A 12427-nucleotide genomic window follows, 5' to 3' on the forward strand; every position below is an offset into this window, starting at 1 on the left:
GCCCGGTCAAGTGCGCTGTCGACCGGGCCTCACCTCGACTAGGGTCCCACCACGTGATCGAGAGCATCCTCCCCGCCGAGGTAGTCGCCATCGAGGTCTACGACGACCCGCCGGAGGCCGTGCTGCTCCCGGAGGAGGAGCCGGTCGTGGCGAAGGCGGTCGACAAGCGCCGCCGCGAGTTCACCACCGTGCGCCACTGCGCCCGCCAGGCCATGGCCCGCCTCGGCGTCCCACCCGCCCCGATCCTGCCCGGCGAGCGGGGCGCGCCCACCTGGCCTGCCGGGATCGTCGGCAGCATGACCCACTGCGCCGGGTACCGGGCCGCGGTGCTGGCGCTGGACACCGACCTGCGCAGCGTGGGCATCGACGCCGAGCCGCACGTCCCGCTGCCCGAAGGCGTGCTGGAGGCGGTCTCGCTGCCCGAGGAGCGCGTGCACCTCGCGGCGCTGGCGGCGGGCAGCCGCGATGTGCACTGGGACAAGCTGCTGTTCGCGGGCAAGGAGAGCGTCTACAAGGCCTGGTTCCCGCTCACCCGCAAGTGGCTGGGCTTCTCCGACGCGCACATCGAGTTCGACCCCGACGGCGGCTTCCGCGCGCGGCTGCTGGTCGCCGGGCCGGTGGTCGACGGTGTCGAGATCACCGGGTTCACCGGCCGCTGGACGGTCGCCAACGGCATCGCCGCGACCGCCATCGCGGTGCCGGTGAAGGCTTAGAACAGCGCTTCCTGGCCGTAGGGGTCCGCCGCGCCCTCGATGGCGAGCATGCGCAGCTTCGTCGTCGTGCCGCCGGGGGCGGAGAAGCCGACCATGCGGCCGTCGGCGCCCATCACCCGGTGGCAGGGCACGATCGGCGGGAACGGGTTGCGGCCCAGCGCCCGGCCGACCGCCTGCGCCGACCCGGGCTGGCCGACGCGCCGGGCGACCTCGCCGTAGGTGAGCACGTCGCCCACCGGGATGGCCCGGGTGACCTCGTAGACGCGCAGGTGGAACTCCGGCACACCCGCCGGGTCCAGCGCGATGTCGCGCAGGTCGTCCTTCTCGCCCGCCAGCAGCGCCGTGATCCGCCGGATGGCCTCGGCCACCGCGGGCGGCGGCTTGGCGGGACTGCCGGTGCGGCGGGCGCCCGGCAGCCACGCGGCGGTGATGCCCGACGGACCCCAGGCCACGCCGCACTGGCCGATGGCTGTGTCGAACAGCGCGTGCCCGGTCATGGCCTCCAGGCTACGGGTGCCCGCCGACAGGCGGCTCTCAGCGCAGGGCCGCCGCCTCCTTGGCCAGCGCCTCGACCTCGGCGACGCCGCAGGCGGTCAGCCAGCTGCCGCCGACGCAGCCCACGTTCGGCAGCGCCAGGTACGTCGGCGCGGTCGCGGCGCTGATGCCGCCGGTGGGGCAGAACCGCAGGTCCGGCAGGGGACCGGCGATCGACTTCAGGTACGGCACGCCACCGGCGGCCTCGGCGGGGAAGAACTTCAGCTCGGTGAAGCCGCGCTCGGCCAGGCGCATCGCCTCCGACACCGTCGCCGCGCCGGGCAGCGTCGGCAGACCGGTGGCGGCGGCGGCGTCCAGGACGCGGTCGGTGCTGCCCGGGGTCACCAGGAACCGCGCGCCCGCGCGGGCCGCGGCGGCGGCCAGCTCCGGGCTGGTCACGGTGCCCGCGCCCACGACGATCCCCGGCACCTCGGCGGCGATCCGCTCGATGGCCCCCAGTGCGGCCTGCGTGCGCAGGGTGACCTCGATGATCCCGACCCCGCCGCTCAGCAGCGCCTCCGCGATGGGCACCGCCGTCGCCCGGTCATCGATCACGACGACGGGGACGACAGGCGAGATGTCCAGCAAACTCATACCGAGTACTCCAGCTCGTCCAGGTCGGTGGTGTTCGTGGCGAAGGCGGGGCCGAAGATGGTGGCGCCGTGGTCGGCGGGGCCGATGGCGTGGCGGAAGGCGGCGAACAGCTCGCGGCCGGTGCCCGTCCAGGCGGCGTCGTCGGCGGGGGCGTCGGTCGGGCGGCGGGCGGCGAGGACGTCCGGCTCGACCAGCAGGGTGAGGGTGCCGGTCTCGGCGTCCAGGCGCACCGGGTCGCCGTCGCGGACCAGGGCGATCGGGCCGCCGGCCGCGGCCTCGGGGGTGCAGTGGATGGCGGCGGGGATCTTGCCGGACGCGCCGGACATGCGGCCGTCGGTGACCAGGGCGACGCGGTGCCCGCGCGCCATCAGCGCGCTCATCGCCGGGGTCAGCGCGTGCAGCTCGGGCATGCCGTTGGCGCGCGGGCCCTGCTGGCGCAGCACGATCACCACGTCGCCGTCCAGCTCGCCGGCGCGGAAGGCGGCGCCGACGGCGTTCTGGTCGGTGAACACCCGCGCCGGCGCCTGCACCACGCGGTGCTCGGGGGCCACGGCGGAGACCTTGATGACGGCCTTGCCCAGGTTGCCCGAGAGCATCCGCAGGCCGCCGTCGGCGGAGAAGGGCTCGGCGAACGGGCGCAGCACGCCGGGGTCGCCGGAGACCGCCGCGCCGGGCCGCCAGGTCAGCTCGCCGTCGACCAGCACGGCCTCCTGGCGGTAGCGGTCCAGGCCCGGTCCGGCCACAGTGGACACATCGCCGTGCAGCAGGCCGGCGTCGAGCAGCTCGCCGATGAGGAACTGCACGCCGCCCGCGGCGACGAAGTGGTTGATGTCGGCGGTGCCGTTGGGGTAGACGCGGGCCAGCAGCGGGACCACCGCCGAGAGGTCGGCGAAGTCGTCCCAGGTCAGCCGGATGCCCGCGGCGGCGGCGATGGCCACCAGGTGCAGGGTGTGGTTGGTGGAGCCGCCGGTGGCCAGCAGCGCGATGACGCCGTTGACCACGGAGCGCTCGTCCACCACCTGCGCCAGCGGCGTGTACTCCCGGCCCTGCGCGGAGATCTCCACCGCCCGGCGGGCGGCGGCGTCGGTCAGCGCGCGGCGCAGCGGGGTGCCGGGGGCGACGAAGCTGGCGCCCGGCAGGTGCAGGCCCATCACCTCGACCACGAGCTGGTTGGAGTTCGCGGTGCCGTAGAAGGTGCAGGTGCCGACCGAGTGGTAGGAGGCCGACTCGGCGGCGAGCAGGTCATCGCGGGTGGCCTTGCCCTCGGCGAAGGCCTGCCGCACGCGGGCCTTCTCGGTGTTGGGCAGCCCGGAGGCCATCGGCCCGGCCGGGACCAGGATCGCGGGCAGGTGCCCGAAGGCGAGCGCGCCGATCAGCAGCCCAGGGACGATCTTGTCGCAGACGCCGAGCAGCAGCGTGGCGTCGAACATGTCGTGGGAGAGCGCGATCGCGGCGGCCATGGCGATGACCTCGCGGCTGTAGAGCGAGAGCTCCATGCCCGCCCGGCCCTGGGTGATCCCGTCGCACATGGCGGGCACGCCGCCGGCGAACTGCGCCACCCCGCCCGCCGCGCGCACGGCGGCCTTGATCCAGTCCGGGTACTCCTGGAAGGGCTGGTGGGCCGAGAGCATGTCGTTGTAGGCCGACACGATGGCCACGTTGGTCTTGCTGACCCCGCGCACCGCCAGCCGGTCCGGCCCGTCGCAGGCGGCGAACCCGTGGGCGAGGTTGCTGCACCCGAGCCCGGCCCGCGTCGGCGTGCTGGACGCGGCCTGGGACATGCGGTGCAGGTAGGCGGTCCGCCCCGCGGCGCTGCGCTCGGCGATCCTGGCGGTCACCTCGGCCACGACCGGGTGCAGGGGTGTCGGCATGTCGTCTCCGGTGTGCGCGGTGGTCAAGTCCGGGAGACGACAGCGCTGGCGATCCACCGGCGGTTGCGGCACCGACGGTACATACGGGTTACGCGCGATGTCAAAATCGATTCAGCAGTCACCTTCCGCTGGCCGTCGTCCGCCGACGATGTTCCCGCGCCCGGCTGACGGACCCCTTATGGAGTGATGACCGCACCGCCGGTGACGTGCGGGATCAGTGCCTGCGGCGGTGGGAGGCCCCCGCGACGGCGCCCGCGCCGATGATGAGGGCCAGCGTGGCCACGCCCCAGCGGCGCTTCTTCTCCGTCGGGGTGACGGCGGGGCGCGCCAGCTGGGGGGCCCGGTCGGGCAGACCCGCGGCGAGGACCGGCGGGGCCGGGGGCGCGGGTGGCGGCGGGGGTGGGGGCGCGGGCGGCTCGGCGGCGGGCGGGTCCGCGGCGGGCGGATCGGCAGGCTGGGTCGGGGGCGGTGGGGGAGGCGGGGGTGGTGGTGGTGTGGTCGGACGCGGGCGGGGCCGGGTGGTGGTGGGCGGATTGGTGGGGATCGGGCGGGTGGGAATCGGGCGGGTGGTCGTCGGGCGGGTGGTGGTCGGGCGAGGGGTGGTCGGGTTGGTCGGGATGGAGGGGGTGGTGGTCGGGGGGTTGGTGGGGATCGACGGCGTGGTCGGCGGGTTGGTCGGGATCGGCGGTGTCGGGGGGTTGGTGGGGATGGGCGGCTGGGTGGTGCCGAGGCAGCCCGTCATGTCGGTGCGGGTGGCGGCAGGCCAGGCGGCGATCTCCTCGGCGGCGGCGTTCGGGCCGGGGGCGAGCCTGGTCAGCCTGCTGCGCAGGGGTTCGTCCCGCTCGTGCCAGTCGTGCTCGGCGGTGGTGTTGCTCGCGGCGAACAGCGCGCCGTCGGGGCCCAGCGCCGCCGATCCGTAGGAGCGGCCGCCGGGCAGGCGCGGACCATCCACCGCGGACACCGAGCCGGTCGCCGGATCGATCGAGACCACGCGGCCGTAGTAGGGGACGTGGGTGGTGACGCCGTAGAGCGCGCCGCCGCGGGCGTCGAAGTCGTCGACGGTCCTGGCGAGTTCGGCGGGGTGCAGGCGGGTCGAGCCGACCACGGTCGCGAAGTCCGCCGCGGCCGGGTCGACGGCGATGGCGCGCAGGTGGCGGCCGTCGCGCACGAGCAGGCGGTCGCCGAGCACCGCGCCCGCCGACGCCCCGTCGAAGCCGGGGACGGGTCCGTGGTCGGTCAGCGCGCCGTCGAGGGTCAGGCTCACCAGGCGCGCGCCCGCCACGCCGTAGACGAGCCGCTGGCCGTGGTGGTAGCCGATGGCGTCCACCTGGACGGCCAGGGTGCCCAGCCGTGTCGCGCGGCCGGTGGCCAGGTCGACCCGGTAGGCGGTGGACAGGGAGTCCTCGCCGGTGGCGGTGACGCGCAGGGCCTGGCAGCTCGGGTGCGCGGTCGGGGCGGCCTCGCCCGCGCCGGAGCCGAGGACGACCACGCCGCCGCCGACCAGGCCCGCCGCGGCGAGCCCGGTGGCGAGCAGTCGCGGTCTCAGCAGTCTCATTGGAGGCGGGTGATCGCGGCCTCGAAGGCGTCCGGCTGGATGGCTGCGCCGCCGCCGTACGGGTTCTGCAGCTGCGCGGTGGCGAACAGCAGCAGGGCGAGGGTGCCCGCCAGCACGGACACGATGAAGATGTGCGCGACCGGGCGCGGGCCGCCGAACATCAGCGGCAGGGAGATCGACATCAGGCTGCCCGCGATCAGCGCGAACCACACCACCGTCGAAACGCCCTCGCTGCCTGCGGCGTCGAGCCGGGCCTGCCTGGCCTCGTAGACCTCCCAGAGCTTGCCCGCCGCCTCGGCCTTCTGCTCGTTCTGCCAGAGCTGGTCGACCTCGGCCTTGGTGATCAGCGAGCGCATCGCGGCCAGCTCGCCCCAGCCGTCGTCGCTGACGTCGCCGCTGCCCTGCTGCATCGTCGGCCACTCGTCCTCGGCGACCCGGGTGGCGTAGGCGATGGCGAGGTCGTGCATCTCGCTGCGCACCGGCTCGCCGAGGGCCTCGGTGGCCCAGTAGGCGGCGACGAGCCCGTCGGCCTCCTTGAACGCGTCCTCCTCGGCCGCGCCCGCGGAGTCGAACAGCGAGATCAGCACGAACGCGATGAGCACGGCGTGCAGGCCGCCGACGATGGTGAACACCTGGCCGGCGGCCTCGTTGTTCTCCACGATGCCGTCGGTCTCGCCGATCCGGCGGACCACGTACGCGGCCACGCCCGCCACGACCGCCGCGCCCAGCACCCAGAGCAGACCGGCCAGATAGATGTTCATCGCGCCTTCCACAAGATCGGTTCGCCGAACACTGTGGGGCACGCAACCTGCGAATGGCACAACCCGCGGCTGGATATGACTCGTCCGGACGCAGAAACCGACCCGGGAGAGTGAACGTGGTCACCACCGGTGGACTGGCCGCCTGCCGGGGACCCGGTCCGGTGGCGCTCCTAGACTGCGCCCCGTGGAATACCAGCTCACCGCGGACCTCGCTCCCGCCGCAGGCACCCCCGACCTCGACCCCCTCCAGCGCCACGGCGTGGCCGCCCTGCTCGACGAGCGCCTCGACCTGCTCGCGGGCATCGAGGGCCCGGACGGCGTCGAGGTCGAGCCGCTGGACCACCGGGTGGCGGTGCACCCCGGCGGCGCGGTGATCACGTGGCTGGTGGACGCCCCGGCGCTGAGCTTCGCCGAGGACGCGGCCCGACACGTGCTGACCGAGATGCTGCAGCAGGCCGAGCTGCTGCCCGGCTGGACCGTCGGCCGCTGCGAGGTCATCGCCACCGACGACGACCTGGAAGCCGCCCTGGGCGCCGCGACCGAGGAGGACGGCGAGGACGAGGACGACGAGGAGCTGACCGAGGAGGAGGTCGACGCGCTGCGCGAGGAGCTGCTGCGCTCGGCCGAGAGCCTGGTCGCCTTCGGCCCCGAGGCCTTCGGCCACGACCCCGACGACCCGGACAGCCCGGTCTCGGCCGAGGCCGCCGCGCTGGTCGCGGGCGCCTTCGTGCAGGGCATGGAGATCCTGACCGACGAGCTGTTCGCCGACGTGCAGGAGCTGGACGACGCCGAGGCCGCCGCCAGCGAGACCGAGTCGCTGAGCGTGCTCAACCAGCTGCCCCAGCGCTACGCCGACCACTACGGCGCGCTGTTCGCCAAGCAGTTCCTGGTGGTGTCGGCGATCCTCGGCCACCGGCTGACGCAGGAGGGCTGGACGCCGCCGCTGTGCACCGCCGAGGCGCTGGCGCTGCACGTGCTCAAGTCCGAGGCCGGGGTGCAGCTGCACCTGGCGAACCTGCTGGACGAGCTGCCGATGAAGGAGGTCCTGGCGGCCTTCGACCGGCACGCCTTCGCCGACATGGACCACGAGCGCCTCTACGAGCTCTCCAGCGAGGCGGGCGAGGACGACATCGATCTGCTCGGCACGCCGGGGCTGGACTTCGACGAGTGGTTCCTGCCGCGCGGACAGGGCGTGCTGCACCCGTACCTGGGGGTCGAGCAGCCGCTGGAGTGACGCGGCCATCCGTGGTGCTTGGGGCCGATGGGGTGACGTGGCCGCCGAAGGGGTGAGGGCGAAGGTCCTCCGATCGGTTCCAGTGAGCGGGACGACGTTGACGCGTTCGTAATCCGATGGTCGAGTGGGACTGTGCGTCCCGATGTGGTGACTCCTCGGCGGTGTCCACGCTGACCGCGCGGATTCCGCCCGCTCCCACCATCACCTTCGGTACACGACTGGGATGACTGACATGGCAGCGCCGCTCCTGATCGAGCCCCCCGCCCGACGGGTCGAACTGACCCTGCACATCACCGCCGACTCGGACAAGGTCGCCGACCTCGTGGACGCGCTGCGCGCCTTGGGCGCCTTGGACGCGGCGGCAGAGGACTTCGCCGAGTCGGCCGAGCGACCGGGGAGCCGGGTCATCGCCCTGCCCGCCCGGTCGGCCCCGCTGCGGCTGGACGCGGCCGCGCGCCGCGCCTACTGGCACGGCGAGGAGATCACCCTCACCCGGCTGGAGTTCGACCTGCTCCACCACCTCGCCTCCGCGCCGAACCAGGTGCACCGCCGCCGCACGCTGATGCGCGAGGTCTGGCACACCGCCTACATCGGGGAGCGCACGGTGGACGTGCACGTGCGCAGGCTGCGCGGCAAGTTCGCCGCGGGCGAGGAGCTGATCCGCACCGTGCGCGGCGTGGGCTACCAGCTCACCGACTCCAGGCTGGTGGAGCTGGCCTGATCCTGGCTGGATCTCGTCGCCGCGCGACGTTTCAGCCACTGCCGCGGCGGGCGCCGCGGCGGCGATCATCAGCGCCATGACCGCCGTGACCCGCGTCCCGCCCGCCCCGCCCGCCGAGGCCGCCGCCCACTTCGCCGCGCGCCTGGCCTTCGAGACCGACGTCAGCGACGTGCACGCCGACCTGGAGGCGGGCGCGCCCGGCCTGCTCGTGGTCGACTCGCGCTCGCCCGAGAGCTGGGCGGCGGGCCACATCCCGGGTGCTCTGCACCTGCCCACCGCCGAGATCGCCGCGCGGGCGGCTGCCGAGGTCACGTCCTCGGCCGTGGTGGTGACCTACTGCTGGGGTCCGGCGTGCAACGGCGCGACCCGCGCGGCGCTGGAGTTCGCCCGGCTGGGGTTCGCGGTCAAGGAGATGATCGGCGGCTTCGAGTACTGGGTGCGCGAGGGCCTGCCGGTGGAGCGCGCGGGCGCGGTGTCGCGCGGCCCGGTCGACCCGCTGGTGGCGCCTCCGGGCTTCGCCTGCGCCTGCTGATCACGGGTGGTCCAGACATCTGCGCCCTTGCCAGGCTTTGCTCAGAGATGCATGATGATGTGCAGAAGTGAGCACTATCGAGCAGGGGAGCGCGGATGTCCGAGTCGTTCGTGGCCGCCGAGATCGCCAGCCAGCCCGCGTGCTGGCGACGCGCCGCCGAGATCGGGGCCGGGGGCCTTGGCGTGGAGGCGGGCGAGCGCGTCGCGGTCGTCGGCTGCGGCACGTCGTGGTTCATGGCCATGGCCTACGCCGCGCTGCGCGAAGGCGCGGGCCACGGCGTCACCGACGCCTTCGCCGCCTCGGAGGCCCCGCTCGGGCGCGACTACGACCGCCGCGACTACGACCGCCGTGACTACTACCGCCGCGACTACGACCGTGTCGTGGCGATCTCGCGGTCCGGCACCACGACCGAGGTCGTGGACCTGCTGCGCGGGCACGCGGGCCGGGCGGCCACCACCGTGGTCACCGGCGTCGCGGGCAGCCCCGTCACCGAGGTCGCCGACACCGCCGTGGTGCTGGAGTTCGCCGACGAGCGCTCGGTCGTGCAGACCCGCTTCGCCACCTCCACCCTCGCCCTGCTGCGCGCCTCCCTCGGCGAGGACCTGGGCGCGCCGGCCGCCGACTGCGCGCGGGTCCTGGAGCTGCCGGTCGCCGGGCTGGCCGCGGCCGAGCAGATCACCTTCCTCGGCCGGGGCTGGACCGTCGGCCTGGCCGCCGAGGCCGCGCTCAAGCTGCGCGAGGCCGCGGGCGCGTGGACGGAGTCCTACCCGGCGATGGAGTACCGGCACGGCCCGATCAGCATCGCCCGACCCGGCCGCGCCACCTGGATGTTCGGCCCGGCCCCCGACGGCCTCGCCGACGAGGTCACCGCGCTCGGCGCGGACTTCGTCAGCACCGGCGTCGACCCGATGGCCCAGCTGGTGCTCGCCCAGCGCGTCGCGGTCGCGATGGCCGCCGCGCGCGGGCTCGACCCGGACAACCCGCGCGGCCTGAGCCGCTCGGTCATCCTGGCGGGCGCCTGACATGCTGGTCCCGATGGCCTCGATCGTGACCGGGGAGCGCGGGGTCGGGGCATTCAACGTCATCCAGGTCGAGCACGCCTACGCGCTGGTGCGCGGGGCCGAGCGGGCGGGCTGCCCGGTCGTCCTGCAGATCAGCGAGAACTGCGTGCGCTACCACGGCTCCCTGGAGCCGATCGCCGCGGCGACCCTGGCCGTGGCGCGCGCCGCCGCGGTGGCGGTGGCGGTGCACCTGGACCACGTCGAGTCCCCGGAACTGGTGGACGAGGGGATCGCGCTGGGCGTCGGGTCGGTGATGTTCGACGCCTCGCGGCTGCCGTACGCGGAGAACGTCGCCGCCACCGCCGAGGTCGTGCGCCGCTGCCACGCTGCGGGGGTGTTCGTGGAGGCCGAGCTGGGCGAGGTCGGCGGCAAGGACGGCGTGCACGCGCCCGGCGTGCGCACCGACCCTGCCGAGGCCGCCGCGTTCGCGGCGGCGACCGGGGTGGACGCGCTCGCCGTCGCCGTCGGCAGCTCGCACGCCATGACGACCCGCGACGCCGTGCTCGACCTCGACCTCATCGCCGCGCTGCGCGCCGCCGTGCCGGTCCCGCTCGTGCTGCACGGCTCCTCCGGCGTGCCCGACGAGCAGCTGGCCGCCGCCGTCGCCGCGGGCATGACGAAGGTCAACATCGCCACCCACCTCAACAAGGTGTTCACCGCCGCGGTGCGCGCCGCGCTCGCCGCCGACAAGTCCCTTGTGGACACACGGAAGTACGTCGGCCCGGCGCGCGACGCCGTCGCCGAGGAGGTGGCCAGGCTGCTCGGGGTGCTGGGTGCCGGGGTCGCGGTCCGGTGATCATCACCTGCACGCCCAACCCGGCGCTGGACGTCAGCTACCACGTCGACCGGCTCGTCCCCGGGGCGACCCACCGCGTCCGGTCGGTGCTGGAACGCGCGGGCGGCAAGGGTTTCAACGTGAGCAGGGTGCTGCACCAGCTGGGCGTCGCGACGCTGGCCATCGGCCCGGCGGGCGGCGTCCTCGGCGACTCGCTGCGGGCGGACCTGGTCGACTCCGGTCTGCCGCACGAGCTGCTGCCGGTCGGCGGGGCGACCCGGATGACGGTGGCCGTCGTCGCCGACGACCCGCCGGACGCCACCCTGTTCAGCGAACCGGGCACCGCTTTGTCCGAAAAGGACTGGGAGCGCCTGCTCGACCTCGTTGCCCGCCGCCTGCCCGGTGCGGGCGCGCTGGTCTGCTCCGGTTCGCTGCCGCCCGGCGCCCCGGTCGATGCCTACGCCCGCTTCGTCGCGCTGGCGAGGGGATCGGGCGTTCCCGTGCTCGTCGACGTGGGCGGTGAGCCGCTGGTGGCCGCCGCGCGGGCGGGTGCGGACGTGCTCAAGCCCAACGCCGAGGAACTGCGCTCGGCCACCGGAGCCGAAGACCCCGTGGCGGGGGCCCGGCAGCTGCTGGCAGCGGGGGCGGGCGCGGTCGTGGTGTCCCTCGGGGCGGCCGGGATGGTCGCGGTGACCGGGAGCGGGGCCTGGCGGGCGCGCGGACCGCGGGTGGACGGCAACCCGACCGGCGCGGGGGACGCCGCGGTCGCCGCGCTGGCCGGGGCGACCGCGGCGGGACGGTCCTGGCCGGAGCGCGTCGCGGCGGCGGTCGCTTGGTCGGCGGCGGCGGTGGCCGCGCCGGGGGCGGGCGCGGTGGTGCCCGAGCTGCTGGACACCGAGGTCGAGGTCGGGCAGCTGTGACACACCCGTGCCCGCCCCGACGAGGGGGCGGGCACGGGCTCCCGGGGATCAGCCGGTGATCAGCGTCAGCCCGTAGGCGGTGAGGATCTCGTTGACCGGCTGGAAGAACGTCGTCCCGCCCGTGGAGCAGTTGCCCGAGCCGCCGGACAGCACGCCCTGGGCCTGCACGGTGGTGCCGGTCGGGAAGCTCACGTACGGGCCGCCGGAGTCGCCGGGCTGCGCGCACGCGTTGGTGCGGGTCAGCCCGGTGACGATGTCGCCGCCGCCGTAGTTGACCGACTGGTTGAACGCCTGGACGGTGCCGCAGCGCCACTGCGTGGTCGAGCCGGAGCGGCAGATCCGCTGGCCGACCTGCACCACCTCCTTGCCGATGACGGTCACGTCCGAGCCGCTGGAGTAGCGGTCGACCAGCGGTGTGGAGACCGCCGCCGCGTTGGTGACGCGGATGATCCCGTAGTCGTTGCCCGGGAACGAGGTCCCGGCGACCGGGCCGATCACGCCGCCGACGCCGTTGACCGTGCCGCCCAGCTCGGTGCAGTGGCCCGCGGTGATGACGTAGCGGGTGCCGGAGGCGTTGCGGGCGTTGAAGCCCACCGAGCAGCGGCCCGAGCCGAAGTAGATGGCCTGCCCGCCGATGATGTCCCACATCCGCCGCGGCTGGGCGGTGGTGTGCTCGACCCGGACCGGTCCGCCCAGCGAGCGGGCCCAGGCCAGGCCGTCGGTGTCGGCGCGCAGCACCGAGACCACGACCTGCTTGCTCGCCTGGTCGACGTGCCAGCCGGTGACCGAGTCGGGCACGCCCGCCGCCGCTTTGGCGTCCAGGCGCGACATCAGCGTTGTGGCGTCCACTCCGGACGGTGCGGCGGGTGCGGCGGCGGCGGTGGGGGTGGCGAGCGCGGCGGCGGTGACCAGGGCACCAGCCGCGGCAAGGATTGTGGACAGCTTCACGAACGGCCTCCGGTGGAGAGCGCAGGGGGGAGGGGGTCTGTCGGCAGGACGGCGTACGCCCGTCGCTCGACGTTACGCCGCGGTTCGCGCCCGCCGGAATCGGCCGATCCGGTGCGCGCCAGGAGGGGCGTGGTCACCAGGCGTGGCCGGCTGCGGCGAACGGGGGCGGGAATGGGCCCGCTTGCCGCACGGGAACCCCGTCCTACGA

General features: G+C 74.7%; 13 protein-coding genes. 7 read left to right on the forward strand and 6 right to left on the reverse strand.

Annotated elements, in window-relative coordinates; all coding sequences use genetic code 11:
- The first annotated feature begins 53 nt into the window (after positions 1-53).
- Positions 54-713 carry a 4'-phosphopantetheinyl transferase family protein gene (locus ACFPM7_RS17950; protein WP_378248786.1) on the forward strand — a complete coding sequence of 220 codons (660 nt, stop codon included), beginning with the start codon at positions 54-56 and terminating at the stop codon, positions 711-713.
- Here ACFPM7_RS17950 and ACFPM7_RS17955 read toward each other — a convergent pair.
- The 5 genes from ACFPM7_RS17955 to ACFPM7_RS17975 form a co-directional block, all read right to left on the reverse strand.
- The gene (locus tag ACFPM7_RS17955) at positions 710-1210 is read right to left on the reverse strand and encodes a methylated-DNA--[protein]-cysteine S-methyltransferase (protein WP_378248787.1); all 501 of its coding nucleotides are present in this window, start codon (positions 1208-1210) and stop codon (positions 710-712) included. The genes ACFPM7_RS17950 and ACFPM7_RS17955 overlap by 4 nt on opposite strands.
- Positions 1211-1247: 37 nt before the next feature.
- Positions 1248-1841: a bifunctional 4-hydroxy-2-oxoglutarate aldolase/2-dehydro-3-deoxy-phosphogluconate aldolase gene (eda, locus tag ACFPM7_RS17960; protein ID WP_378248788.1), complete on the reverse strand. Its 594-nt coding sequence runs from the start codon at positions 1839-1841 to the stop codon at positions 1248-1250.
- The gene (gene edd / locus ACFPM7_RS17965; protein ID WP_378248789.1) at positions 1838-3712 is read right to left on the reverse strand and encodes a phosphogluconate dehydratase; all 1875 of its coding nucleotides are present in this window, start codon (positions 3710-3712) and stop codon (positions 1838-1840) included. Before edd ends, eda begins: the two co-directional genes overlap by 4 nt.
- 214 nt (positions 3713-3926) lie before the next feature.
- A complete protein-coding gene (locus ACFPM7_RS17970; protein WP_378248790.1) occupies positions 3927-5267 on the reverse strand; it encodes a DUF6923 family protein in 1341 nt (446 codons plus the stop codon).
- Positions 5264-6028: a bestrophin-like domain gene (locus tag ACFPM7_RS17975; RefSeq protein ID WP_378248791.1), complete on the reverse strand. Its 765-nt coding sequence runs from the start codon at positions 6026-6028 to the stop codon at positions 5264-5266. The genes ACFPM7_RS17970 and ACFPM7_RS17975 overlap by 4 nt, the downstream gene beginning before the upstream one ends.
- 184 nt (positions 6029-6212) lie before the next feature.
- On the opposite strand from ACFPM7_RS17975, the gene ACFPM7_RS17980 reads away from it, so the two are divergent.
- The 6 genes from ACFPM7_RS17980 (at position 6213) to ACFPM7_RS18005 (ending at position 11271) form a co-directional block, all read left to right on the forward strand.
- The gene (locus ACFPM7_RS17980) at positions 6213-7262 is read left to right on the forward strand and encodes a hypothetical protein (protein ID WP_378248792.1); all 1050 of its coding nucleotides are present in this window, start codon (positions 6213-6215) and stop codon (positions 7260-7262) included.
- Between the two features lie 232 nt (positions 7263-7494).
- Positions 7495-7983 carry a winged helix-turn-helix domain-containing protein gene (locus ACFPM7_RS17985; protein WP_378248793.1) on the forward strand — a complete coding sequence of 163 codons (489 nt, stop codon included), beginning with the start codon at positions 7495-7497 and terminating at the stop codon, positions 7981-7983.
- Between the two features lie 76 nt (positions 7984-8059).
- Positions 8060-8515 (forward strand): rhodanese-like domain-containing protein, encoded by a 456-nt coding sequence (locus ACFPM7_RS17990; RefSeq protein ID WP_378248794.1) that lies wholly within the window; start codon positions 8060-8062, stop codon positions 8513-8515.
- 95 nt (positions 8516-8610) lie between these two features.
- Positions 8611-9537, forward strand: a complete 927-nt coding sequence (locus ACFPM7_RS17995; protein ID WP_378248795.1) for an SIS domain-containing protein — start codon at positions 8611-8613, stop codon at positions 9535-9537.
- 13 nt (positions 9538-9550) lie between these two features.
- Positions 9551-10372 carry a class II fructose-bisphosphate aldolase gene (locus ACFPM7_RS18000; RefSeq protein WP_378248796.1) on the forward strand — a complete coding sequence of 274 codons (822 nt, stop codon included), beginning with the start codon at positions 9551-9553 and terminating at the stop codon, positions 10370-10372.
- Positions 10369-11271: a 1-phosphofructokinase family hexose kinase gene (locus tag ACFPM7_RS18005; RefSeq protein WP_378248797.1), complete on the forward strand. Its 903-nt coding sequence runs from the start codon at positions 10369-10371 to the stop codon at positions 11269-11271. Before ACFPM7_RS18000 ends, ACFPM7_RS18005 begins: the two co-directional genes overlap by 4 nt.
- Before the next feature lie 48 nt (positions 11272-11319).
- On the opposite strand, the gene ACFPM7_RS18010 is transcribed toward ACFPM7_RS18005, so the two are convergent.
- Positions 11320-12219 (reverse strand): S1 family peptidase, encoded by a 900-nt coding sequence (locus ACFPM7_RS18010; protein WP_378248798.1) that lies wholly within the window; start codon positions 12217-12219, stop codon positions 11320-11322.
- Positions 12220-12427: the final 208 nt, after the last annotated feature.

The sequence above is a fragment of the Actinokineospora guangxiensis genome (assembly GCF_042657845.1).
In the GTDB taxonomy this organism is placed as follows: Bacteria; Actinomycetota; Actinomycetes; order Mycobacteriales; family Pseudonocardiaceae; genus Actinokineospora; species Actinokineospora guangxiensis.

What these genes read in the sequence shown, in the direction of transcription:
- ACFPM7_RS17955 (WP_378248787.1), bottom strand. Translation starts at nt 1,210, where the DNA reads ATGACCGGGCACGCGCTGTTCGACACAGCCATCGGCCAGTGCGGCGTG.
- edd (WP_378248789.1), bottom strand. Translation starts at nt 3,712, where the DNA reads ATGCCGACACCCCTGCACCCGGTCGTGGCCGAGGTGACCGCCAGGATC.
- ACFPM7_RS17990 (WP_378248794.1), top strand. Translation starts at nt 8,060, where the DNA reads ATGACCGCCGTGACCCGCGTCCCGCCCGCCCCGCCCGCCGAGGCCGCC.
- ACFPM7_RS18000 (WP_378248796.1), top strand. Translation starts at nt 9,551, where the DNA reads ATGGCCTCGATCGTGACCGGGGAGCGCGGGGTCGGGGCATTCAACGTC.
- ACFPM7_RS17995 (WP_378248795.1), top strand. Translation starts at nt 8,611, where the DNA reads ATGTCCGAGTCGTTCGTGGCCGCCGAGATCGCCAGCCAGCCCGCGTGC.
- eda (WP_378248788.1), bottom strand. Translation starts at nt 1,841, where the DNA reads ATGAGTTTGCTGGACATCTCGCCTGTCGTCCCCGTCGTCGTGATCGAT.
- ACFPM7_RS17975 (WP_378248791.1), bottom strand. Translation starts at nt 6,028, where the DNA reads ATGAACATCTATCTGGCCGGTCTGCTCTGGGTGCTGGGCGCGGCGGTC.
- ACFPM7_RS17970 (WP_378248790.1), bottom strand. Translation starts at nt 5,267, where the DNA reads ATGAGACTGCTGAGACCGCGACTGCTCGCCACCGGGCTCGCCGCGGCG.
- ACFPM7_RS17985 (WP_378248793.1), top strand. Translation starts at nt 7,495, where the DNA reads ATGGCAGCGCCGCTCCTGATCGAGCCCCCCGCCCGACGGGTCGAACTG.